Raw genomic sequence first — 25,358 nt, 5'->3', positions numbered from 1 at the left:
TTACTCTTTCTTAGTTCCTTTCGCCTTATCCGAGAAATCTCCCATATCCAGATTCTTTATCCCGACCTTCGTGGCCAGCGCCGTCAGTTTCGTCACCTTGGCGATTATCTTGATCTTGGTGACACCTCCCACCTCGTTGTCTTCTATCGTTTTGTTCAATACGCTAACGGGTTCCTCCAAGTCTTTCATGATGGCATCCATCTCGTCCTTGGTCATCTTATCTCCTTTTTTCTCCAGCTTTTCAATGGCATCATCCAGTTTTGCCAAGGCTTTATCTACCGGCGAACCTCCGCATGCCGTCATAAGCACGAGGCTTATGATGAACATGAATGTAAATAATGTCTGTTTCATGATACGTATGTTTTTAATGGTTTACAATCCTTCTATTGAAACTAGCTCTTGGCTTGTCATCAGTTTTCCCTTCTTGTTATACATGTTTGTCTTCACAGGGCCAATGCCGTGGCCATACCAGATCTTCTGGATAGCGGTCTGCTTGATACCGATCACTTTCGATACGGTAGTGTTCTCAATCACGACGCAGTCGATACTCGTCCCGTTCACGTCGAGGGTTTCCTCGGCCACGGCCTTCACGCCCGTCACCTCCGTATTGGTCTTGATGCCGGCCAAGTTCAAGGTGATGGTATAGTCGCCGAAGGTATCGCCTACCTTGACATTGGAGGGAAGTTGGAAGGGTGTTCCGGTCACGGTTACTTGCATGCCCTCCATGATCTGTCCTACCAACGACTTGGGATCGTAGGTCACCGTGCCATTCTTCACCTCGAATGTCTGTGTCATCGGTTGCTTGAGCACCGGGTTCTTTTTATTGTCCATCACCATCATCGAGTAGGTAACGGTGCAGTTGTCCGCGTCTCCCGTCACCTTTGTAGCGGTAGTCTCCGTGTAACTGTTGATCTTTCCTTTCTTGTCCTTGTCGGCGTAAGTCAGTTTCACGCCTTCCTTATGTAGGAAGAAAGGTTCTTGCGCGCTCATTCCCAATACCGTCAGCAAGGAAACGGCGATCATAACTAGAAATCTAATGTTCGTTTTCATAATCGTTGTTATTTTAAAGTGAATAATTTTTCTCTATTTCTTCTTCTGTCCGCCCAGCATCTCGAGCAAGGCCTTCATCCGTTCCTCGTCGCTCTTGCTCTTGTCGTTGACCTCTTTCAGTTGCTCCTTGATCTGCTCATTGGATTTTTGGATGGCATCGCGTGTCTCGTCCACTTTTTGGGTGTTCTCCTCGCACGATTTCCCCGTCATCATCTCCAGCAGGCCGCCGGCAGGCATCACAGTCATTTGATACCCTTCGGGCACTTGGAAGAGGTGCGCCGGTTGCGGCCCCATCTTGACGCGGCGAAGCACGATGGTCCTGTCCATCACATACACCGTATTGTCGTGGGCGATGCAGCCGTTGTAGTTCGATACCTTCATGGGCGAGTAAATCCATTCGTGATAGCCGGCGCCATCCTTGCCGCCATCCTTGTAGATCGATTCGCTCTTGACATAGTAGTGGGCACACTCCTTACCGTCTATCTCCTCCATGCCCAAAAACTCTCGGGAGGTAGAGTGAGACACTTCCCAGTCGTAACCCACCAGCTTATTGGTGGATAACTTGTCGATCTCCTCCATCACCATGCAGGTCTTCCGGGCCTCGTTCATCACGTAGGCTTTCTTTTCCTTCATATCGAAGATCATGATGGTCTTTTCGCCACTCCCTTTCCGGCACCACTCACCATAGAAAGAAATTTGCGCCTGCGCCGCCGTCGTTACGTACAGCGCGCATATCAATAATAAGATTAACCTTTTCATGTCCATTCCTTTTAGTGTTGTTAGTAATCATCGTCCCGGGCTAGCTTGGAAAGCGAGCCGCGTTCTCTCCCTTTGTCGGGCAGGATATCCACCCTTGTATCTACGTCCACCAGCCGGGAGAAGGCTTTCAGGTCCTCATTGCTGAGGCGTATGCAGCCCATCGTTATCCGTCCGGGTATCACTTGGGGGTTGGCGGTCCCGTGTATGCCGATGCCCGTGAAGCCGGGTGTTTTCAAGCGGAAGAAGCGGGGGCCGTATATCTCGCCGGGAGTTTCTTGCCTCGTCGAGTCTCGCGGCCAAAGGGAGGTATCTTCCACGGACTCTATCACGAAATGCCCTTCCGGTGTCCGGAAATCCCATTCCTGCTGCTTGTCGCCGTAATTGCGTCCGCAAGCGATGGGAAAAACGGCGAGCGTATCGCCTTGCGGACAAAGAACGGTTATCCGCATATCCTGTTTGGATACTATCACCCGGTTCGTGCCGTCCGCTTTTTCTTCCTGCGCCCGTAGCGTCGCCATCGGCACTCAGAGGAGTGCCAATAGCAACAACACGATCCGGCGTATATGGCAAGAGAAAATGTTCATCCCGTTCCTGTTTTAATGGTTACCTTAAATCTCACCCGGGCTTTCCGAGTCTCCGCCGCCCTCCGGGACACCTTTGGCCAAACGGTAATCGGCTATAGAAGCGTAGCTGATGTCGTCCTCCAGTACGCCGCCGTCCTCGAACGTAAGGCCGCTGAGCACGCTCTCCCGCAATTCTTTCGAGGGAGTGAATACGATCCGGACGTTCTTGATCATGCTGTTCGCCCGGAAACTGTTAATATCTTCCACGCCATCGCTCTTGAAGGTGAGGCGAAAAGTACCCAAGCCCGGTATCTTCACCGTGTGTCCCTGCTGGAGTTGTTGGGGCACGAACTTGGCCAGAAGCTCCAGCGAGGCCTCCATCTCGATGGGAGCAGTAGTGGTGTTGGCGGTGGCGGCGCACGTCATCGCCTTGCCCGAGAGCGGGGTCTCGCTTTTGGGGGTCGCGTACCATTTGCCAGGTTCCTGTCTTTTCTGCGGATTCACTTTCTTAATTAACTTGTACTTTGCCATCTTGTTTTGTTTTAAATTGTTGATAATGTGATAATTGTTATTTCTCTCTATTCTCGTTGCCGGTCTTGCAGGCGTGAGGCTCTAGGTGTCGCACGTGTGAGGCAGCTGATGTCATACGTGTGACACCGTTAACGTCGCACGATGGTCTTGCTCGTCGATGACTCCCCAGCGTTCCCCTCTGGCCACCGTCGCCCGATTCGCCTTGCATTTGTGCGGGTGTTTGCTTCGTCTCGGTGTTTAATTGATTCTCCATAAGCGTATTATACTCTTCCCAGAGGAGAGTGTCTTATTCACCAAGTATTTGTACGCCTCGCTCTTGAGCCGTCCCTGTATCCTCTCCGCCTCGTAATACTTGTCGCGATCCTTCACGCCGCTGATCAGCGCCAACGCGTCTCCCGCCAGGCCGTTCAACCCGCTCATGCTCACGAGGTCGTCCCAGAATTGCTCGTTCGTTATATCGTTCGGCTTGGCTTGCGCCGCCCTTTCGATCACTTGCCGCAGCGTGGCGAAATTCCAGCCCAGGTCGCTTAGGGCCCGGTTTACCGCCTCCTTCTTTTCTTTCAGGTCGATGGATCTGGTGCAGACCAACTCTCCCCCGAAGATGATGGGGCACTCTATATCGTTAAACGACTTAACCTTAAACGGGTTGACTCCGTAATACATGGTATAGGTCAACGAATGGCTTCCCGGCTCGCAAGGCAGGTTGATCAAGTCGAAGTTTATCAAGCTCCAATCCGATTGCGCTATCACCCGGGAAACAGCGGACAAGCAGAATAGCGTTATCACGGTAAATATGAATCCTATGCGTTTCATTTGTGTCCTCCTTTCCATACGTTCAGTAATGCTTGCAATCCTTTATTCTCCGGATCTATCAGCAGCCCCTCGTTCAGGTAGTAGGCGGCCTTTACGCTATCGCCGTTCTGTACGCTCAGCAACGAGGCACCGGCGAAATTGCGTGCGTTGAAGGGGTTCGCCTGTACGGCCGTCTCATACAGCATGAGCGCCGCTCCCACGGCCGTGGGTAATACGACCAAGGTGTCGGCGGCTTTCGCCGTCAGGTAGTCATCGTCGAAATTAAGGTAATGGTGCGGGCAGCTATAGGTGCTCAGGTGAAAATACTTGCGGTATTCCTCCTCCTTGGGGAGCAGCCTGCGGGCAATGGCCCTGAGCTCGCCGCTCGTAAGGTCCTGCCAATAGGAGAAATCCCATACGGTGGACGGGAAAGCGGGGTTGCACATCGCGTTGGCGTAGCATTCTCTCGCCTTATCTTCCTTTCCCTTGTAATCCCACGAGATGGCCTCGAAGAAGTAAGGGTAAGGCGACGCTATGCTTTGGGTAGCCAACAAGTCCCAAGCCTCGCTCCGCTCGCTGTCCTCATCCAATTCCATATTGACAAGCTCCTGGCTCAGTTTTTCGGTCATCGTATCCAGCTTCCCGGTTAGGTTGGTAAGCGCAGTAAGGAGTCCTCCCTCATCTTCCCATCCCCAATCTTCCATATCTTCCTCGTCCTCCTTGCGCTGTTTCTCTTCGGCGGCTTTCTTGGCGGCGGCCCTCTCGTCGCGCTGTTTTACGTAGATCAGCTCGCTCAACCCGTAGCGAAGGCTGGCCACGGCTACCACGGCTTGCCCGTAATAGTAGTTCGCCTGTAGCATATAGCCTTGCTCGTAAAGCTTGTTCCCTTTTTGGAACATCTCTTCGGCCTCGGCCATAAAAGCCGTTTCCGTAGGATAAGCGCCACTTTGCCCGGTGGGCAAGGAAGGCAAGACGAAAGCGAATGCTCCCATAGCGGCAAGACTGAGTAGTAGAATCGATAGCTTCTTCATGGCTTTCTTATTTGAGCGTGTTATACATTCTATATTATATGAATACCTATTTCACCAGTTTATAGCCCTCCTGAGAGGTCGGTATCAACGACGGATCGGGCGAGAAGGTGAGCAACGTGACGGAGGGTTGCGGTTTCATCCGTTCCGCATAGTTACCCATTCCGGCTCCTCCTTTCACGGAGAACTTGCGGTGTACCACAGCTCCGCTATTCTTTTCAATCCAGACGATGTCGGTCGTCTCGATATGTTTCAAGTCTTTAATCGAGTTGTCCATGCTGGATTTAGTGCCAAAGAGGTCTCCTATGGCTTTCATCCCGGCACTCAGGTCGTTCTCGGTACCAGTGACACGGGTGATCTTCTCACAATCGAAGCCGCCCCAACGCACGTCCTCTACCCCGACAGATTCTTGCGTGCTGGACTGGACAAAGCTATCGTCCTGTTCCACCTTCTTCTCTTTCTGAGCAGTATGGACAATGCCATACACATTCCCTATCTTGTCGCAAAAGAACGCATAATAGTCCGAGTCGGAAGTCGCCTTTAGCTGCGCCACCTTGTTTTTAGACGAAATCTGGTAAATCTTATAATCGCCTTCGTCAAGCAGGATAAGCGTCTCGACATTGCCAGAGTTGTTCCAGAAATGGTAATAAAGGATTTTGCCCGACTTTTGTATTTCCACGTTCACCTTGTTCCCCATTGACTTAGCTGTCAGTTCCATACGGAAGTTGCGAGCGAACCACGGATTCTCCTTGTCGATCGCCTTACGCTGGGCCGGCGTGAGCGACGGATCGACAAAGGCACCGTTATCCGGCCTGTCGCCTTGTTTATCCATTTCCAGATCGCTCCCCTTTTCGGAGGCGGCCGCTTCCTTCCGCTCCTTTACGGCCTCGGTAGCCGCACGGAGCTTCTCCTTGATCTTCTCCTTGCCGCCGCAAGCCGTTACCATCAAGACGAGGCTCGCCAAGCACATCAGTATGTAGAATTTCTTTTTCATATCGCTCACTTATTCGTTACATCTTGACAAACTCCACCCGCCGGTTCTTGGCACGACCCTCGTCCGTTCCGTTATCGGCGATGGGAGATGATTGTCCTTTGCCGGAAGCGGAGAGGCGATCGGCACTGATGCCCAGTTCAACCAGTTTACCTACGATGGCGTTGCTGCGGGCCTCGCTTAACGTCTGGTTGGAAGCCTCGTTGCCGGTGCTATCGGTATGGCCTTCTACGGAGAATCTCAGGTCGGGGTTATCGGTCATTAATTTGACGATACGATTGATCTCACCCATACTCTCTGGTTTGATGGTGGACTTGCCGACATCGAAGGTGATGCCATACGTGATGAACTTACCGTCGCTCATCATGCGGTCGTACAATGGCACTGCGCCTTTGGCGACACGTATGTTGCGGATGGAAGTGTTATTCGTAAAATATCCACCGCCTCTATAAAACTGTATGTCAAAATGTCCGGGTGCTACCGTATTCGGAATATTGGCATAGCGGATACCATTTATGTAAACTTTCATTGCCCGTTGATTGAAGGACAGTGAGAAGTGGTTCCATGAGTTCGGGATAGTCCGAAAAGAGTCATCGCTTCCGCTACGGCTGTTCTCCCCAGAGGAAGGAATAAAGTCCCATCTTAGGCGTGTACGATGGTCTGAAGCACTATAATACCAGTCGTCAAGATTGATAGTTTGAACACGACTTCCCGATTCGGGTTTGTAAAAACGTACGATATAGCAATTTTCCGGCTCATCATCTCCCTTTTTTGTAAAAGGCCCTACCCAAAAGTCAAATTCCAGCGTGAACTTTTCCGGCAAATAACTTTTCATATTATCGAATAGCGGTGCAATGACCGGATCATCCTGACTCACGCAAAGTATCACCTTATCGCCATTGATTTGAGCGATCTCAACAGTACCTTTTAATAAATCCCACTGGCTGAGGAATTCTCCTATCTGTTCCCGGGTCACATCATCCTCAAAAATAATCTCATCCCCCGGCACGAAGTCACTCTTGGCATACGTCATTTCGAGTGATTGCTGTGGTTGTTGCTGTTCCTGCTGTGCCAGATCTTCCCCATCATCCATAGTTTCAAAATTCCCTTGTGAATTTGTACTTGTTGGTGGCTCCTCCTTTTCATTATTATTATTCCCTTTCCCCGTCACCACATCCTCCGCTCCCTCGAAAGCCTTGTCTACGGTCTGTTCCACTTTCCGTTCCACGTTCCTCTCCGTTGCCCGTTTGGCACTCTCACCCGCTTTCTTGAGGAGTTTCTTTCCCCATTGGGCTTGCACGTCCATTGTCCCGATTAGGAGCAACATGGCAGATAAAATAAATACTAGCTTTTTCATTTCCTTTAATTCATTAGATTAATAATTCATTCCTATTTATTTACCGAAACACCTTCTGATGGATCGGTCCAGATTTATCAAGGATCTCCGAAAAAAGCGAGAAACCTTCTTACGGCACGATATCCCTTTTTTACGTTCTTCTTCCATTTGCTCGGCCACTTCCTCGACACGTTTGATCCGCTCGTCGGCAGTGGCAGGCTCGTCACGCGAGATGCGCTCATCGATGACCTCGATCACCTCCTCATAAGAAAGCAAAGGCTTCTTGTGTTTTTCTTCTTCCATACTCGAACCAGATTTGGTGAAACGTCCGATTTCTTTATTCGCAAAATTAGCCCCGAGAGCGATCGCCCGTGAGGAGAAATGACGCATTCTTATAGGATAATCGACGCATTTCACTAGGACAAACCAAGAGAATCTGCGCATTGAAAATAATTAACTAATTAAAGAGCAGTCGATTAGAAATGCTAGCCGGCCGAATCGCCTCCGATAGAATCTATGGAAGAATAACAATGGGCATTATTAGCTCCTTATAATGCCCATTGTAAGCACGTCACGTTGCCCATCGTAACAGACGCTCTATAAACAAGAGTTATTCTTGAGGATGGATTGTACCCGGATTGGTTTATAATATATTTCCATGTACAGCCGACGCCACCCGACCTATCCCGGTGATTTACCAAAGTGGCTATCTGACCATCAAGGATTTCAATCCGGAATTCAATATCTATACCCTCGGATTTCCCAATGATGAGGTTAAATATGGATTTCTCAATTTCATAGCCCCTTTCTACACGGAAGTACCCGCTACACGGAATCATTGAATGAGGCTTTTCCTGTATTGCGAAGGCGTTACATTGAAGATCTGCTTGAAAAGGCGGGCGAAATAATTGGCATCCTCGAAGCCGCATTTAAGGGCGATGTCGCCGATCAGTTCCTCGGTAGAGGCCAAGAGGCGTTTGCTCCTCTCCATGCGCATCTGCAGGATATAGGCGGAAGTGTTGTAGCCCGTGATGGCACGGACCTTGCGATTCAACTGGGATCGGCTCATGCACATCTTATCGTCTACCATGTCCGAGTTCAAGCCATGGTTGGATATCAACGCATATATATAATCATTCAGGCGAGCCAAGAAGTCTTGGTCGGCAGGGTTTAGTTTTACATTCAGTTCTGTCCCCTCACGCATAGCCTTGGAATACTTCTCACGCAGCAAACGACGCTGTTCCAGCAACTTTGTTATCCGGATATTCAGCTCTTCCGCATTGAAAGGCTTCTCCAGATAAGCGTCCGCCCCGACTTCTAAGCCACAGACACGTTCCTTTCCTCCTGATTTTGCGGTAATGATAATGATCGGAATATGGTTCAACACCTCGGATTCACGTACCCGCCTACATAACTCATAGCCATCCATCTCGGGCATCATCAAGTCGGTGAGGATCAAGTCCGGCATTTGCTCCGCCGCTATCTCCAGCCCCTCCGCTCCGTTTTGCGCATATATTATTTGATACGCACCATTAAGCAGCCGGCCGATATAATAAGAAATGTCCGCATTATCTTCCACGATCAATATAGACGGGCGCATAGACGTGCTATCCGGCTCCATCGTCGCATCCGGCAGTATCACGGTCTTGTCCGGTTCCGGATGAGAGGCGTTATCGTTAGATTCCTCGCCGGGTACCCAACGTTCCCAGAAGGAGTCACCATGTCTCAATGGCAACATCACGACAAACTCAGAACCAACCCCGGCCGTACTCTTCACGCTCACCCGGCCCTCCATGCTCCTCACCATCTGCCGTACCAAAGAAAGGCCGATCCCCGTGCCCATCGTGCCTGCCCCTCCGGTCTCACCTAGGTAAAAAGCCTTGAAGATATGCGGCAAGTCCTCCTCGGCTATACCGCAGCCCGTATCCGCCACATGCGTGACAAGCATACTCCCCACACACTCCATCGTCACGACAACCCTCCCACCTCTCGGCGTGAACTTGATAGCGTTACGGAGTAAGTTATCCATGATCCTCCGGAAATACTCGGGCACGAAATCCATGCTGATAATCGTCTCCGAAGGAGTAAAACAAAGGTCTACCTGCCCTTGGCGGGCATACGCCCGGTTATCTTCCACGATCATGCTCGTATAAGCTACGATATCTCCAGTCCTCCATTCCGGATCGCCAATCTCAGATCTCACTTTCGCCACTTCCAATAATTGGTTCACCAATTCCAGCAGGTTCTTTCCCTGCCGTCCAATCATATTCAGCCCGGTCTTGAGTTCCTCCTCGCCTATTCCCCCTTTCCGCAACTCTTCCGACACACCCAAGATAACCGTCAGCGGCGTACGAAACTCATGCGTGACATTCGTGAAGAAATTGGCCCTCACCTCCTCCATGCGCCGCATCACCTGCTGATTGCGGGACTTCATCCGCAAGGCATACCATAAAAAGCCCATCGCTACCACCGTAAGGAAGAGTACGATCAAGCAAGCGATCAGGAAAATATTCTTGGTACGCTGCCCCATCTCATAATTCTTCTGTATCAATGAAAGCTTCCGGTTGCTCCTCTCTTTCTCGTAGTCCACACGGAGGTTCTGTATATGGTTCATATTCTCAGTATTTCGCATGCTATCAGCATAAGCGAGACTTGATGTATAAGCGTTGAGGGCATTCTTATAATCACCCAGCTTCTTATAACGCAAGTAATCCAGATGATACACGCTCGACAAATGCTTCCACGCCCGCGGCACCTTAGCGGCACCCTCCGCATGCTCCAAGAAAGCCTCCGCCATTCGCAGATCTCCCTTGTAGATATTCACCCGTGCCAAGGCCAGGCACGATTCCAGCCAATGATACAGATCGTTGTCCGCCACCATAAGGTCGTATGCGTTACGATATTCGCGTATCGCCTGATCCCATTGTCCCTTTTTCTCGAACAAGCGTCCTATATGGTTATGGCAAAGCGAAATGCCGACAACAGACCCGGCCGCACGATTATGCTCCATAGAATAATTGTAATAAACAAAAGCGGAATCCATCATGCCACGCATCTCGAAGATAGAGCCAAGGTTCGCATAGTTCATGGCCAAGCCGAGATCACTATCCAAGGTACGTTCCTCTTCCAGCGCTATTCGGAAAATACTGTCGGCCATCTCGCAATTTTCCAATGTTAGATACACGTTTCCGATACCACTCAAGGAAATGGTCCGGTTTTTTCTTGCTTTATAGCTTTCCTTATCACCCAGTCTCTCGCACAACGACAATGCCCTATAATGATAATTGGAGGCCTCGTCCATGATACCTAACCGCCGGAAGTTCGTACCGATATTATTCAAGGCCTGTATGACCTCCGAGGTATCTTTCCTTTGCATAGCCAATCGCAAGCCTTCCCGGTGGCATCCTATCGCCTCATTAAAACGGGCCGCTTCCCGGTAACGTACCTCTAATTCCTTATAGGCGAGTATCACTCCCAGCTCATTTGCAGTTCTCTCGAAATACCTTAGACATGATTGTAGAGAATCGATGTCCGGACAGGCCGAGACCACACTATCTATACCCACCTGATCATTTTGGGAAAGACCAACCTCTCCCTCTCGATGACAAGAAGGTATCAGCGAGAGTATCCACATCAATAAAATGCATATAAAACAAAAATGCTTTATATACAAAAATACTTTCAGAAGTAAACAAACAGATTCAATCGATACCGCAAAGAGAGTGTTTATTTCCCGAATCACCTAAAACAAGATGTTTAGAGAAGTCCGAAAGCTGTATATTCAGACTGATTTCATGATGAAATGGAGTAAAATCATTAAAAAGAAAGAGAAACGTGGTAGATATTTTTTCATAATGCCTCGAAGATGTACATCCGGTAAGCCCCGATCCGGATAGTATTAATATGAGGAAAGCGTGGGACTATTAACTTATTTAAGAGATAGGCTCTGGTAAACCCGTACGGTAAATAAGCAACAGCCCACGCCCTTTGTCCATATACGTATAGCATATAACAATGACGTGAAGAGTACAACTTATTCTCCCGTGAAAAATTTACCAGATTTTATCTCTGAGAACGAAGCTAAACACTTTCCTAGTGTCTAAATATGTCCGCTATCTGACGATAGCGACACAAATATAGTAATAAAATCAGACCCGGAAAGAGTTTATGTACTCTTTTTAGCTGTTGCGTTTATTGATCCGTATGTTTTTTTACCGAATTAAGCCACTGGGCGGGAGACAAACCCTCTACCTTCTTAAATGCCAAGAAGAACGTGGAACGAGTCCGAAAACCACATTCCTCATAAAGGCTATCTACCGTATGACCAGCATTCTCCGGCAGGAGCAACCTTCGCTTGGCTTCCCCCACTCGCATCTCGTTGATAAGCTCGAAGAAGTTCTGTTTTAAGTATTCGTTGATCGACCGAGAAAGTAATTTTTGGTAAATACCAGTCTCTCTCGATAAGATGGATAAGGAAAGGTCCTTTCGCAGGAAAGCATTTGTTGTCTCCAGATACTCTTTCACTTGGGAACATATATCTCTCATTTGTTCCTCGTCTGGTATAGACTGAAACCCTACCGTCTCATCCTTAACGAGCATCCGTGACGTTCCTTGGATATAAGGAACAGTTGGATGAGCAATAAAATTATAGACGAGGAAGCTCATCGCCATCACATTCAATATCTGTATCAACCAAGCATCAGTCCGAGGCCAAATCGCATAGCAGGTCATCACGGTGACAAACAAGGCAGCGAACAGGATCATAAGTTTCGGAATCCATTCCTTTTGCATGTATTCGGCATCAGACCAATTATCCTTTATATACTGCTTCTTCCGGTAAAGATAAATAAAGATAGCGACAAAATAACCGATCATCTGCGAGGTAATCACGGCAGCGTTAAAATCACCGATCCAAGTATCATCACCGGTGACCTCATGAAGTATACTCTCCATACGCTTCCGCATAGGAATGGATAACACGATAACGACACAGACAATCGCCGGTAAAAAATGCAACAATTGGACAGGCTTGAAACGAGGATCAAGATCAAAGTTGCGGCGGGTAAATAACCACAGCAACGGCATCAACAGCGTATTGACCGAATAACTGATAGGGAAAAAGAACAACGTTATATCATGCCAACCAAGCATGCGGCTCATGTTGTAAATATAAACAGGGATGTTAGGAAGAACGATAATCGCTGCGGCATAACCACTCTCGCCACGAAACCGAGTGGCAATCAATAACAACATCGCCAATAACACCAAGATAATGATGCTACTAAAGTTAACGACAAGTATAAATTCGTGGTAGCTCATTTTCTTAGAGAGGGATGCCCTTCGGTTAAAGCATCCCTCATTTTATTTCATCTTTTAGCATAACAATCAATAAGCTCTGGCGAACAGTACCCGACAAGCCGACGGTTTACCTGTCACCATACACTTACCCGGAGTCTTATCTCCAGCTAAAGGAATACAGCGGATCGTAGCTTTTGTCTCGTTCTTGATCAATTCCTCTGTCTCTGGGGTTCCATCCCAGTGAGCCATGATGAAGACGCCATCCTCGATCTTCTCCTTAAATTCCTCATACGTATCTACGTTTATGATGTTAGCCTCACGGTGATCGTACGCTTTCTTGAAGATATTCGCTTGGATTTCCTCCAACAGATTCTTCACGTATTCCTCAATGCCATCACAAGTGATCGTTTCCTTCTCCAAAGTATCACGGCGCATCACCTCGATTGTATTATTTTCCAAATCACGACCACCCATAGCCAAACGCACGGGAACACCTTTCAACTCGTACTCAGCGAACTTCCAGCCCGGCTTCTTATTATCAGCGTCGTCATATTTCACGGAGATACCCAACGCCTTCAACTTAGCCACGATACCAGCGACCTTCTCGCTGATCTGCGCTAATTGCTCAGCGCTACGATAAATCGGGACGATCACAACCTGAATCGGAGCCAAATGAGGAGGCAATACCAAACCGTTATCATCGGAATGAGACATAATCAACGCACCGATCAAACGTGTGGAAACTCCCCAAGAAGTAGCCCAAGCATAGTCGCTCTTGCCGTTCTTGTCGATGAAAGTAACGTCGAAAGCCTTACCGAAGTTCTGTCCCAAAAAATGGGAAGTTCCCGCCTGCAAAGCTTTTCCATCCTGCATCATCGCCTCGATCGTATAGGTATCCAAAGCACCAGCGAAACGCTCGCTCTCAGACTTCACGCCCTTTATTACTGGCATTGCCATATAATTCTCAGCGAAGTTCGCGTAAACCTCTTGCATCTTCTTAGCTTCTATCTCCGCTTCTTCACGAGTAGCGTGAGCGGTATGGCCTTCCTGCCACAAGAACTCAGCCGTACGAAGGAACAAGCGAGTACGCATCTCCCAGCGCATCACGTTCGCCCATTGGTTGCACAAGATAGGCAGGTCGCGGTAAGACTGAATCCAGTTACGGTATGTATTCCATATAATGGTCTCCGAAGTCGGGCGAATGATCAATTCCTCTTCCAGTTTAGCTGCCGGATCTACGACAACCCCCGTACCGTCATGATTTGTCTTCAAACGATAGTGAGTAACCACGGCGCACTCCTTGGCGAACCCTTCTACGTGCTCAGCTTCTTTGCTTAAGAAAGACTTCGGGATCAGCAAGGGGAAATAAGCGTTCACATGACCGGTTTCCTTGAACATATCGTCTAGGATACGTTGCATCTTCTCCCAGATAGCGTATCCGTAAGGCTTGATCACCATACAACCACGCACGGCGGAATTCTCCGCCAAATCTGCCTTAATTACCAAATCTTGGTACCACTGCGAATAGTTTACACTTCTCGGTGTAAGTTCTTTCAGCTCTTTTGCCATTTCTTTATATTTCTAAATTATACTGTTTTCCTTAATCTGAATAAGTAATGGGTTGCAAAGGTAAGAAATAATCGTATATCTTTGTAAAAACTATATATAGATAATATCATGAATATACACAAGATCACACGTTACTTACTTATGTTATGTGCATTTACGTTCTTAACTCTCACGGCGAAAGGGCAAGATGGAGAGCCTTTGCGACTGGCCGTGGCAGGAGTATCCCACGGACATCTATGGGAGGTGATAAGCCGTTTGGATAGAGGCGATTTCAAGATTGTAGGAGTCGCCGAGAAAGATGATTACTTACGGGAACATAACGGTCTGCGGGATAAGCTGGATCCTAACCTATTCTATGCGGACCTTGGCGAGATGCTGGATAAGACCCATCCGGAGGCGGTCATCGTATACGAGCCGATCCACGACCATCTTCGTGTGGTAGAGGCTTGCGCACCGAGAGGCATACATGTTATGGTAGAAAAGCCATTAGCCGTCAATAACGAACATGCTACCCGAATGGCATCGCTCGCCCGTGAGAAAAATATCTTGTTGCTTACCAACTACGAGACTACGTGGTATAATACCAACCATGAGGCATTCCGCCTTATCGACAGCGGTGCTATCGGGAAGATCGATCGTATCAACGTATACGACGGGCATCAAGGTCCCTTCGAGATCAACTGCGGAAAAGAGTTCACGGACTGGTTAACCGACCCCATGCTGAATGGCGGCGGGGCAGTTATCGATTTTGGATGTTACGGAGCCAACTTAGCCACCCGTCTCATGAAAGATGAAAAGCCTCTTAGCGTATACGCCGTACTACGGCAGAATAAACCGAATCTTTATCCCAAGGTAGACGATGACGCAACTATTATCGTGGAATATCCTTCCGCAACCGTCCAGATCATGGGATCATGGTGTTGGCCGATGGGTAGAAAAGATATGCATATCTATGGCGACAAAGGATATATTTACCAAGATACGCCTAAGGAAATGCGAATTTATACCAACGGAAAGGAGCGCCAAGAAATAGCACCTTCCTTGAACGCTCCTTATAATGATTCCTTTTATTTCTTGAAAGCCGCTGTCCGTAAAGAGATTGACGTACCTCCCACGGACCTTTCCTCGTTGGAGAATAACCTAATGGTAGTGCGGATATTGGACGCTGCCATTCAAAGCGCGAAATCTAAAGCGGTTATCCAGCTCTTTTGAGAGTTTAAAACACATCTTTCCAATGTTTTAGATTCGTATCGATGGTATCCAAGACCTCCTTGCTTCGCCCCTCCATCATTAACTTATACATGGTCTGGGCAAAACCAAGCATTTGGGAGAACTCAATCTTGGGAGGCATCGCTAATGCGTTCGGATCGGTCATGATGTTAACCAAGGCCGGTCCGTCAGCGTTAAACACTTTCTGCAAAGTGGGGAATACATCGTCGGGGTTGATCACGTTGTAGCCCGCCATTCCCATTGAAAGGGCGACCCGGGCGAAATCCGGGTTCAGCATCGTGGTCTGCCAATCCGGCAGTCCGGCCACCTCCATCTCAAGTTTTACCATTCCTAGGGAACGGTTATTAAATACGATTAATTTAATCGGCAAATGGTATTGCACGATCGTAGCAAGGTCGCCCAACAACATTGAGATACCTCCATCACCACACAACGCAACGACTTGCCTGCCGGGATAAGCCAATGCCGCCCCTATCGCTTGCGGCATGGCGTTCGCCATCGAGCCATGATTGAATGATCCCAACATCTTCCGCATACCCGTAGCTTGCAAATAGCGGGCACCCCATACACAAGTCATACCCGTATCCACGGTAAATATGGCGTCGTCCGAGCTAAGCTCGTCTACGACCGAGATCACGTACTCTGGCTGTATCTTCTCTTCTTTCCCCCGGACAGCGGCGGCAGAACGGAGATTTTCCCGAACTTTCTCATATTTAGCCAACTGCACCAATTCCGGATGGGCATCTTTCGCCCCTATTCCACAATAAAGTGTCACTTTCTTCGCATTATTCAACAAATCCGCTAATTCCCGGATTTCCTGTTCGGCGGGACAAACCCGTTGTCGCGTAGGAAAAGAAAAGGTAGAGGACAAACCCGCTGTAGCATTCTCTGCCGCCAAGTCACCGGGAAGTCCGATCACCCCGACCCCACATGATGAAATCGCCGCTTGCATAGCGCCTTGAAGCATCCGGGGAAATTGTTCCGGCGTAGTGGCTACTTGGTTATAATAGCTACAATCATCGAATAATTTGATCGTATTTGTCTCTTGGAAATATTCCGTACCAAACTCCCGGGAAGGGATCGTGGAAGCGATCGCCAAGACCCGTGCTCCGGATCGTTGGGCATCATACAGCCCATTAATTAAATGTACATGCCCGGGGCCACTACTACCTGCGCAACAAGCCAACTCGCCTGTCAACTGGGCCTCCGCCGCAGCGGCATAAGCCCCCGTTTCCTCATGACGGACATGAATCCACCGCAATCTGCCGTTTTTCCGAACAGCCTCGTTCACCTCATTCAGGCTATCGCCTGTCACGGCGTATATACGTCGTACGCCTGCTTTTTCCAGCGTATCCACTAACTGGTCCGCAACTTTCTTCGCCATAGTTTAAACTCTTCTTTTTATTTTATAAGAAAACTATCAAGGGCTGGAGAAAGTTTTTGGAAAGACTGATTTTTATTTGATGCAATCCGTCAATGTTCGTAAAAAAGCGACAATCGCAGTCTCCTCTTCCTGAGATAAACCTAAGTTCCCCAGTTCATCCTTATTTACGGTCTCGGGATATTCCGCCGGGGGGAAATCCTCTACATCCCTTACGTTATAAAAATGTACGATCTCCTCCAAGGTCTTGAAATATCCATTATGGCCATATGGAGCTGTCAGAGCGATATTGCGGAGCGTAGGCACACGGAACTTCCCGTATTCTTCCGGATCACGCAGTCGTGAGCCCAAGCCAAGATCCATCGTATCCTTACCACACGTATTATAGGGAGCCGAAACCTTAAAGAATGGATTGCCCGGATTTGAGGGAATCCCCAGATTATCATAGGTATGATCGGTGAATAGCACCTTCCCGGCCCGTTCGTCGGGATCCAAGATATGGCACTCGGCACATAGCCCTTTTTCCTTGAAAAGCTCATAGCCTAGTTTCTCCTCTTCTGTTAATTGACATTTGCCGGCTTGCCAAGCATCGAACTTCGAGGAGAATGGATTCATCTCGGCGGAACGCTCGTAGAGGGCGATCACCTCGTTTATATAGTAAACATATCACCAAATGTACGATTTATTTCTCAAGATATATGAGCGATGGCCTCTATTTATGGAGAGACATCCCCATGTAGATACCGATGCAATAAGGAATTAACCAGATGAACCACACAACAATGCTAAATCTGTTGAAATGCTGTTTGGCTTTTAACGAACCTTTAAAGTAAGTCCAAATCGCCCAGATCGCATGGATCAGCATCAAGCAAATAGCGATAATTCCCGTTACGGTATGTACCGTATCATGTAAATGGGTCAGTTGGGCGATATGCTCCATCAAGCCCGTTCCAATAGCGTCCGCATAAAGTCCTAATACAAAAAACCAAAGATGCCACGCTTTTAACTGTCCTTGGAAACGCTCGCCCCAGACCCCGATCGTATAGCATATCAAGGCGGATGATATGACACAAATGGCCGTAATCAGTAAATGAATATCAAGTTGATTGAATACCATATTTTTCCTTTTTCAAAAAGAACAGAAGCTTCCTAAAAAAGTTCAGGCTATTGGCAAAGAATTCATACATTCGCGTGTCTAAATAAAAACGACAGGGCAATCCCGTTGAAAAATATGAAACAAAATATACTCGCTCTCTATCTGATCAAGTTATCCAAATGGTTCTCGCTCGTAATGCCTATCATTGTCCTATTCTACGAGGATCATGGTTTAGGACTACAAGACGTGTTTATTTTGAAGAGTGTCTACTCGGTCGCCGCTGTCACTTTGGAGATTCCCTCGGGCTATCTGGCGGACGTATGGGGGCGTAAGAAATGCTTGATTCTAGGTTGTATACTTTTCTTTGGAGGGTACCTATGTTATTCTTTCACCTCCACTTTCACGGCATTTCTCTTCGCCGAGATTTTGTTGGGAACCGGGCAAACCTTGGTAAACGGAGCGGATTCGGCGCTGCTCTACGATACAACCGTACGATATAAAAAAGAAGAACTTTATTTGCGGTATGAGGGACGTATCACGATGATCGGTAATTTCGCCGAGGCCATCGCCGGGATATTCGGTGGATTGCTGGCCGCCTATTCCTTGCGATTGCCGTTTTACGCCCAAGCGTTTGTCGCCTTTATCGGCATTCCAGCGGCGTTCGCCTTGCAGGAATTCAATACTAAGAGCAAGGTGCAGAACCCGGTTTCCGAGATTCTCCGCATCTTGAAATATTCCTTGGTCACGAACCGTAAGCTATGCTATAACATCATGTTCTCCGGTATCATCGGAGCCGCTACATTAACGATGGCATGGTTCGTGCAGCCCGTATTGATGAAGTTGGAAACCCCGACCTCCTATTACGGTGTCATTTGGACCGTGCTCAATCTGACTGTGGGATTGTCCGCCCTCTATTCTGATCAGGTAGAGCGGTATTTCGGGATGCGTAAATCAAACACGTTTATACTACTTATAATCGTAGGTGGATATATATCGCTCGCTTATAACCTTACTTATTGGGGATTAGCGATCTTGTTCATTTTCTATATAGTCCGGGGCTTCGCCACACCGATTTTGAAAGGTTACATTAATCAAATGACCTTCTCGGAGATGCGGGCTACGGTCTTGTCGATCCGTAACTTTGTGATCCGCTTGATATTCGCTGCCATCGCCCCATTTATAGGTTGGCTAAATGATTTCTATTCTTTACGTGTCGCCCTGTTAGTTTCCGCCGGAATTATTGCCATACCCGGAATTTTATTCTTAGTTTTGCAATTCCGTAAAGCAGATTAAAAATATAATAGCATGAAAAGACAACTTATGACCGGACTGTTTGCCGCTTTGGCTTTCACAGCGGTAGCCCAGTCGAATGAGTGGCGAGACCCCGAGGTCAACGCCGTAAACCGTGCCCCGATGCACGCCAATTTCTTCGCCTACGAGACCGCCGAGGTGGCAGCGAAGGACGCCAAGGAACAATCCCAGAACTTCATGACCTTGAACGGTCCTTGGAAATTCTTTTGGGTAAAGAACGCTGACGCTCGTCCTACCGATTTCTGGCGGACCGATTACAACGACAAAGGATGGAACAATATGCCTGTGCCCGGTGTATGGGAACTGAACGGATATGGAGATCCTCTCTACGTAAACGTTGGTTACGCTTGGCGTGAGCAATTCAAGAACAACCCGCCCGAGGTCCCTACCGTTAATAACCATGTGGGTTCCTACCGTCGTGAGATCATGGTTCCTGCCAGCTGGAACGGAAAAGAGATCATCGCCCATTTCGGTTCCGTTACCTCCAATATGTATTTGTGGGTAAACGGGAAGTACGTAGGCTATAGCGAAGACAGCAAGCTGGAAGCGGAGTTTAACTTAACTCCTTACTTGAAACCCGGACAAAAAAACCTGATTGCTTTCCAAGTATTCCGCTGGTGTGATGGCACTTATCTGGAAGACCAAGATTTCTTCCGTTACAGCGGTGTCGGACGTGATTGTTATTTATACGCCCGTAACCCAAAGCAACAGATCGCCGATATACGTGTGACTCCGGATCTGGACGCTCAATACCAAAATGGCTCGTTGGCAGTCAACCTGACCATGAAGGGTAAAGGTACAGTAGAGCTTGAACTATTGGATGCCCAGAATAAAGCTGTCACTACCCAATCCTTGAACGCTTCCGGAAAGGTCAGCACGACGATAGAAGTCTCCTCTCCCCACAAATGGACTGCGGAGACTCCCTATCTATATACTTTACGGGCTACTTTAAAAGAGGGAGGCAAAACAATCGAGGTAATCCCCGTAAAAGTAGGTTTCCGTAAGATCGAATTAAAGAACGCCCAGATACTCGTGAACGGGCAACCGGTTCTTTTCAAGGGTGCCGACCGTCACGAGATGGATCCCGATGGCGGTTATGTCGTTTCACGCGAACGCATGATACAGGACATACAGATCATGAAGAAATTCAATTTGAACGCCGTTCGTACCTGCCACTATCCCGATGACAACTTCTGGTACGATCTTTGCGATAAATACGGTATCTATGTCGTAGCCGAAGCCAATATAGAGTCTCACGGAATGGGATACGGCGAGGAGACGTTAGCCAAGAACCCATCTTATAAGAAAGCGCATCTGGAACGTAACCAACGTAACGTCCAACGTGGCTTCAACCATCCGAGTATCATCTTCTGGTCCTTGGGTAACGAGGCTGGATACGGTCCTAACTTCGAGGCCGCTTACGACTGGATCAAGAACGAAGACCCCAGCCGTGCCGTACAATACGAACAGGCCGGAAAGAACGGAAAGACCGATATCTTCTGCCCGATGTATTACAACTACGAGGATTGCGCTAAATACAGCGAGGATAACTCCATGCAAAAGCCTTTGATACAATGTGAATACGCTCATGCCATGGGTAACTCTCAAGGAGGTTTCAAGGAATATTGGGATTTGATCCGTAAATACCCGAAATATCAAGGGGGCTTCATCTGGGACTTCGTGGATCAATCCGTGCGCTGGACCGGCAAGAACGGGAAAATGATCTATGCTTATGGCGGCGATTTCAATAAGTTCGACGCTAGCGATAATAACTTCTGCGATAACGGCTTGATCAGCCCGGATCGTGTTCCGAACCCGCATATGTACGAGGTGGGGTATTATTACCAAGATATCTGGACAACCCCCGGCGATCTGTCGAAAGGTGAGATCAAGGTGTACAACGAGAATTTCTTCCGTGACCTTTCCGCTTATTATCTGGAATGGGAAATGCTGAAAGGCGGCAAGGTTGTTCGTAGCGGACGTGTCGATGACCTGAAAGTAGCTCCCCAACAAACATCAACGATCCGATTGGATCTAGGCGAGACTTGCCAATGCACGGAATGGTTGCTGAATGTATCTTATAAACTGAAGAACCGTGAGGGCTTATTACCCGCCGGACATACCGTGGCCAAGGATCAGCTGACGTTGAACCCGTACAAGGCTCCATCTATGGATTTGAAAAACGTGGAAACAACCAATATCGAAACCAAGGCTCCAGCCGTACAAGATAACGACGCCAATTACCTGATCGTGGAAGGTTGTGGTTTCCGTACCGAATTCAACCGTGAGAATGGTTACCTGATCAAATACGAGGTAAACGGCCAAGACATGATCAAGGAAGGAGAGGCTTTGACTCCTAACTTCTGGCGTGCGCCGACAGACAATGATTTCGGAGCTGGCCTACAGAAGAAGTACGCCGCATGGAAGAATCCGGAAATGAAGCTGACTTCTCTTAACCAACGGATGGAGAACAAGCAAGTGATCGTAGAGGCCGTTTACGATATGCCGACCGTATCCGCCAAGTTGAACTTGACGTACGTGATCAATAACAAGGGTGCGATCAAGGTTACCCAGAAAATGACAGCAGACAAGAATGCCAAGGTATCCCCCATGTTCCGCTTCGGTATGCAAATGCCGATGCCGAGATATTTCGAGAATATCGAATACTACGGCCGTGGTCCCGTGGAGAATTATATCGACCGCAAGGGTAACGCGGACTTGGCTATTTACCGCCAGACCGTAGACGAGCAATTCTATTCGTATATCCGTCCGCAAGAGAATGGAACGAAATCGGATATCCGCTGGTGGAAAATGCTGAACGAGGCTGGCAACGGTATCGAGGTCGTAGCCTCTGCCCCATTCTCCGCTTCCGCTTTGCATTATACGATAGAGTCTTTGGACGACGGTGCCCGAAAGGATCAAAGACACTCTCCAGAAGTAGAGGAAGTCGACTTGACAAACCTTTGTCTCGATAAGGTACAGATGGGATTAGGCTGTGTAAATAGCTGGGGAACTATCGCACTCCCGGAATACCAGATTCCTTACGGCGACTATGAGTTCACGTTCATTCTTACTCCGGTAAAACATAGCATCGAGATCGAGTAAAACGAATCTTTTATCTAGTGAGAGATATATGAAAGAAGGGGAAAGCAATAGATGTTTTCCCCTTCTCACGTTTTCTATCATCACTATTCTTTAACAGGCACAGCCTACAAAATCCCTGAACAGCTCCACCCCCTTTATCAGCGAGGAACGTGGACAAGCGATATTCCAACGCATGAAGCCTTCGCCTTCTGCTCCATACATCGTTCCGGCATTGAGCCATAGCTTCGCTTTCTCGATCAGCAAGTGCTCCAATTCTTCCGATGATTTACCTAACTTACGGCAATCCATCCATACAAGATAAGTGCCTTCCAACAAGGTTATCGGAAAGTCCGGCAGATATTTCCCGCAAAAATCTTTCATGTATAAGTAATTCTGCCATAAATAATCGATCAGTTGCGACAGCCATTCCTCTCCCTCATTATAGGCCGCTATGGTAGCTATTACACCAAAAGGATTCACATCGCATACCTCGTTGATATTGATTGCCCGGTCTATCTTCCGACGTAGGTTCTCATCGTAACACACGATATTGGCGATTTGTAATCCAGCGATATTGAAAGCCTTGCTAGGCGACAGGCATGTCACGGAATGCCGTAGGAATTCTTCTGAGATAGATGCGAACGGTGTAAAAGTATATCCCGGAAATACGAGTTCGCAATGTATCTCATCTGATACGACTATTAGGCCATTATGGATACAGATCTTGCCGATACGACTTAGTTCCTCACGTGTCCATACCCTTCCAGCGGGATTATGAGGATTACACAACAGCATGACCTTTACCTTCGGATCAGCGGCTTTTTTCTCCAAATCCTCATAATCAATCGTGAATGTATCATGGGCATAAGACAAAGGGGTGCGGATAATCTCACATCCGTTATTGCGGATGGACGAGAAAAAACAGTTATAAACCGGAGTCTGCACCAGTACTTTATCACCCGGCTCGGTTAGCGCCTTGATAACGGCAGAAATTGCCGGAACAACTCCGGAGGTACAAATCATCCATTCTTTTCGTATTTGCCATCCATGCCGACGTTCAAACCAGCCTGTCACCGCTTCGTAATATGCATCCGGTACTCGAGTATAACCGAAAATACCATGTTCTACACGTTGCCGTAAGGTTTCGATAATAACGGGTGCCGTACGGAAATCCATATCGGCCACCCACATCGGTAGAACATCCGTATCCACAGCGCTATCCCATTTATAGGAGTTCGTACCGGTACGAGGCACTATTTCATCGAAGTTATATCTCATATTCTTTATGCGGAAAAGCAAGTACGTTCATTCCATAGCCTCAGTTGGCAATTACCCGGAGCCTTAATGTTCTCGTCGAGGATTACCTCACCATAGCTTCCGGCGGTGATGCTTCCCGTACGGGGATTCTTCACGCTACGGATCGGGCTATTGATAGTCGCCTGCACGGAACTGTATTCAAAGGCTAGATCGCAATCATCTGCCATCGTACAGTTCTCCATCATAAGATCGTGGGCGTAACAAAGCGGCTGTGTACCCGAGATTTTGCAATTTACCAAACGCAGGTTCTTCGAGTGCCATCCCAAGTACTCGCCGTTAATCTCGGAATCGTATACGGTAACATTCTCCGTATTCCAGAAAGCGTCTTTCGAGTTGATGACCGCATTACGGATTTCCACGTTCTTACAATACTGGAACGAGTAGTTTCCATTTTGAGCGTAGTTCCGGATTTTAATGTTCTCGCCGTGCATAAATAAATAATCAGCATGATCTATTTGCACATTTATCAATTCCACGTTCCGGCAATGCCAAAGGGTTTCTTGAGCATTGGGTAGTTGTACGTTTTCCAGTCTGATACCGTCCATCTCCCGAAACATCTTTGGGGCTTCCACCCGTGTATCCGTCATCACTAGATTTTGGGAGTACCATAACGCAGCACGTCCACCTTCGGTAAACAGGCTATTCTTGATGGTGAAGCCATCCACGTGCCAGAACGGATATTTACCCTCAAAACGACAGCCTATGGCTATGATATTGCTACACTCTTTCAATGCCGACTCCCCGGCATGAATAACGACATTGTCTAATTGTAAATCGTGAGAGGCGAACAAAGGACGCTCACCACTAAATTCCATATCCTTTATCTGTTGCATAATGAATCTTATTTAAAGTTTTCTACAAAGAACCGTTCAATCTTATCGAAGGGAATGACACTCATCTGATCGTATAAATCGACATGATTCGCTCCGGGTATAATTAGCAATTCCTTATTGTCACCTTTCAGTTTCTTGAAAGCATCCTCGCTGAAGTAACGTGAATGCGCTTTCTCTCCATGAATAATCAATACGGCGCTACGAATCTCGTCACTATACGAGAGTATAGGCATATTGATGAACGATAAAGCCGAGGTCTTGTTCCATCCGCCATTCGAGTTGAGCGAACGCTTGTGGTAACCACGCTTCGTCTTGTAATAAGCGTAGTAGTCTTTCAAGAATTGGGGCGCATCGTCGGGTAACGTATCGGGCAAACCTCCCGCAAGGGCGTATGAGCCGTTCTTTGTGTCAGCGGTACGCTGTTCATTGAGTTGCTTGCGCAATTCATAACGTGCGTCGGCATCCATCGCATCGAAGTAACCATTAGCGTTCACACGGCTCATATCGTACATCGTAGAGGTTACGGTCGCTTTGATACGAGTATCGATAGCCGCCGCATTAAGAGCCATGCCTCCCCATCCGCAGATACCGAGGATACCGATATGTTCCGCATCCACATCATCACGTGTCGAAAGGAAATCGACGGCCGCACAGAAATCTTCCGTATTGATGTCGGGAGAAGCTACATAACGAGGCTCTCCGCCACTCTCGCCTGTATATGACGGATCGAAAGCGATCGTCAGAAATCCACGTTCTGCCAATTCCTGCGCATATAAACCCGAGGATTGTTCCTTCACGGCACCGAACGGACCGCTAATAGCGATAGCAGGCAATTTTCCATCCGCATGCTTGGGTTTGTACATATCGGCGGCAAGCGTAATGCCATAGCGATTACGAAAAGTAACTTTACTATGGCTCACCTTGTCACTCTGTGGGAATACTTTATCCCACTCCTTAATTAGATTCAAATTCTTGTCCATTGTATGATCGGTATTAATTTGATTGTCTGTAGCGAACAGATTTCCCGTAGCGCAAAAGCATATGGCTATTGCCGTACATAATTCTCTTAATGACTTCTTCATGTCGTTCCTTGTTTATTTTTACGAAGGCAAAGATAGAGGCTCAAATAGCATCCCTTTGTAGACAAATTACGGATGTCATGACCTCAATTACAGGTTTTGTGGAATCA

The 25,358-nt window shown here is 47.9% G+C and carries 21 protein-coding genes and 1 pseudogene; 3 read left to right on the top strand and 19 right to left on the bottom strand.

Features of this window, described 5'->3' with window-relative positions; all coding sequences use genetic code 11:
- The 13 genes from HMPREF0999_RS03120 to proS form a co-directional block, all read right to left on the bottom strand.
- Nucleotides 1-351, bottom strand: a complete 351-nt coding sequence (locus tag HMPREF0999_RS03120) for a hypothetical protein (RefSeq protein ID WP_005857116.1) — start codon at nt 349-351, stop codon at nt 1-3.
- Nucleotides 352-372: 21 nt separating this feature from the next.
- Complete coding sequence (locus HMPREF0999_RS03115; protein WP_005857118.1) at nt 373-1,050, bottom strand: hypothetical protein; 678 nt, start codon at nt 1,048-1,050, stop codon at nt 373-375.
- Between the two features lie 33 nt (nt 1,051-1,083).
- The gene (locus HMPREF0999_RS03110) at nt 1,084-1,809 is read right to left on the bottom strand and encodes a DUF4412 domain-containing protein (protein ID WP_005857120.1); all 726 of its coding nucleotides are present in this window, start codon (nt 1,807-1,809) and stop codon (nt 1,084-1,086) included.
- A 20-nt stretch (nt 1,810-1,829) separates the two neighbouring features.
- On the bottom strand, nt 1,830-2,327 hold the full coding sequence (locus HMPREF0999_RS03105; protein ID WP_009275138.1) for a L,D-transpeptidase: 498 nt from the start codon (nt 2,325-2,327) through the stop codon (nt 1,830-1,832).
- Nucleotides 2,328-2,417: 90 nt separating this feature from the next.
- Nucleotides 2,418-2,903, bottom strand: coding sequence for an HU family DNA-binding protein (locus HMPREF0999_RS03100; protein ID WP_005857125.1), 486 nt, complete (start codon nt 2,901-2,903; stop codon nt 2,418-2,420).
- A gap of 237 nt (nt 2,904-3,140) precedes the next feature.
- The gene (locus HMPREF0999_RS03090; protein ID WP_009275137.1) at nt 3,141-3,716 is read right to left on the bottom strand and encodes a hypothetical protein; all 576 of its coding nucleotides are present in this window, start codon (nt 3,714-3,716) and stop codon (nt 3,141-3,143) included.
- A complete protein-coding gene (locus HMPREF0999_RS03085) occupies nt 3,713-4,726 on the bottom strand; it encodes a hypothetical protein (RefSeq protein WP_009017339.1) in 1,014 nt (337 codons plus the stop codon). Before HMPREF0999_RS03085 ends, HMPREF0999_RS03090 begins: the two co-directional genes overlap by 4 nt.
- Nucleotides 4,727-4,772: 46 nt before the next feature.
- Nucleotides 4,773-5,717 carry a hypothetical protein gene (locus HMPREF0999_RS03080; RefSeq protein WP_009275136.1) on the bottom strand — a complete coding sequence of 315 codons (945 nt, stop codon included), beginning with the start codon at nt 5,715-5,717 and terminating at the stop codon, nt 4,773-4,775.
- Between the two features lie 16 nt (nt 5,718-5,733).
- A complete protein-coding gene (locus HMPREF0999_RS03075) occupies nt 5,734-7,071 on the bottom strand; it encodes an OmpA family protein (protein ID WP_009275135.1) in 1,338 nt (445 codons plus the stop codon).
- A 36-nt stretch (nt 7,072-7,107) separates the two neighbouring features.
- On the bottom strand, nt 7,108-7,494 hold the full coding sequence (locus tag HMPREF0999_RS03070; RefSeq protein WP_005857143.1) for a hypothetical protein: 387 nt from the start codon (nt 7,492-7,494) through the stop codon (nt 7,108-7,110).
- Nucleotides 7,495-7,885: 391 nt separating this feature from the next.
- Complete coding sequence (locus HMPREF0999_RS03060) at nt 7,886-10,684, bottom strand: response regulator (RefSeq protein WP_005857145.1); 2,799 nt, start codon at nt 10,682-10,684, stop codon at nt 7,886-7,888.
- A 557-nt stretch (nt 10,685-11,241) separates the two neighbouring features.
- Complete coding sequence (locus tag HMPREF0999_RS03055; protein WP_005857147.1) at nt 11,242-12,369, bottom strand: AraC family transcriptional regulator; 1,128 nt, start codon at nt 12,367-12,369, stop codon at nt 11,242-11,244.
- 66 nt (nt 12,370-12,435) lie between these two features.
- Nucleotides 12,436-13,917 (bottom strand): proline--tRNA ligase, encoded by a 1,482-nt coding sequence (proS, locus tag HMPREF0999_RS03050; RefSeq protein WP_005857149.1) that lies wholly within the window; start codon nt 13,915-13,917, stop codon nt 12,436-12,438.
- A 108-nt stretch (nt 13,918-14,025) separates the two neighbouring features.
- Between proS and HMPREF0999_RS03045 the strand changes: the two genes are divergently transcribed.
- Nucleotides 14,026-15,129 (top strand): Gfo/Idh/MocA family protein, encoded by a 1,104-nt coding sequence (locus HMPREF0999_RS03045; protein ID WP_005857151.1) that lies wholly within the window; start codon nt 14,026-14,028, stop codon nt 15,127-15,129.
- A 4-nt stretch (nt 15,130-15,133) separates the two neighbouring features.
- On the opposite strand, the gene HMPREF0999_RS03040 is transcribed toward HMPREF0999_RS03045, so the two are convergent.
- From HMPREF0999_RS03040 to HMPREF0999_RS03030, 3 genes and pseudogenes are all read right to left on the bottom strand, one after another.
- Nucleotides 15,134-16,531, bottom strand: coding sequence for a thiamine pyrophosphate-dependent enzyme (locus HMPREF0999_RS03040; RefSeq protein ID WP_009275134.1), 1,398 nt, complete (start codon nt 16,529-16,531; stop codon nt 15,134-15,136).
- A gap of 72 nt (nt 16,532-16,603) precedes the next feature.
- A pseudogene (locus HMPREF0999_RS03035) lies at nt 16,604-17,161 on the bottom strand (cytochrome-c peroxidase); the annotation flags it as partial.
- A gap of 79 nt (nt 17,162-17,240) precedes the next feature.
- Nucleotides 17,241-17,645: an HsmA family protein gene (locus tag HMPREF0999_RS03030; RefSeq protein ID WP_005857157.1), complete on the bottom strand. Its 405-nt coding sequence runs from the start codon at nt 17,643-17,645 to the stop codon at nt 17,241-17,243.
- A 114-nt stretch (nt 17,646-17,759) separates the two neighbouring features.
- On the opposite strand from HMPREF0999_RS03030, the gene HMPREF0999_RS03025 reads away from it, so the two are divergent.
- Together HMPREF0999_RS03025 and HMPREF0999_RS03020 are read left to right on the top strand one after the other, a co-directional pair.
- Nucleotides 17,760-18,917, top strand: coding sequence for an MFS transporter (locus HMPREF0999_RS03025; RefSeq protein WP_008779829.1), 1,158 nt, complete (start codon nt 17,760-17,762; stop codon nt 18,915-18,917).
- Between the two features lie 12 nt (nt 18,918-18,929).
- Nucleotides 18,930-22,040, top strand: a complete 3,111-nt coding sequence (locus tag HMPREF0999_RS03020) for a glycoside hydrolase family 2 TIM barrel-domain containing protein (protein WP_009275133.1) — start codon at nt 18,930-18,932, stop codon at nt 22,038-22,040.
- Between the two features lie 90 nt (nt 22,041-22,130).
- On the opposite strand, the gene HMPREF0999_RS03015 is transcribed toward HMPREF0999_RS03020, so the two are convergent.
- From HMPREF0999_RS03015 to HMPREF0999_RS03005, 3 genes are read right to left on the bottom strand one after another with little or no spacing between them, the layout of a single operon-like run.
- Nucleotides 22,131-23,297, bottom strand: a complete 1,167-nt coding sequence (locus tag HMPREF0999_RS03015) for a MalY/PatB family protein (RefSeq protein WP_009275132.1) — start codon at nt 23,295-23,297, stop codon at nt 22,131-22,133.
- A 5-nt stretch (nt 23,298-23,302) separates the two neighbouring features.
- Entirely contained in the window at nt 23,303-24,169 is an 867-nt protein-coding gene (locus tag HMPREF0999_RS03010) for a DUF3737 family protein (RefSeq protein WP_005857164.1), read from the bottom strand.
- Nucleotides 24,170-24,177: 8 nt separating this feature from the next.
- Entirely contained in the window at nt 24,178-25,251 is a 1,074-nt protein-coding gene (locus HMPREF0999_RS03005) for an alpha/beta hydrolase (RefSeq protein ID WP_005857166.1), read from the bottom strand.
- Nucleotides 25,252-25,358 lie beyond the last annotated feature (107 nt).

Origin of the sequence: Parabacteroides sp. D25 (genome assembly GCF_000307475.1) — a bacterium.
Classification (GTDB): Bacteria; Bacteroidota; Bacteroidia; order Bacteroidales; family Tannerellaceae; genus Parabacteroides; species Parabacteroides distasonis.
Note: the sequence above shows the minus strand (reverse complement) of the source record. Positions and strands in the feature narration are given on the sequence as shown.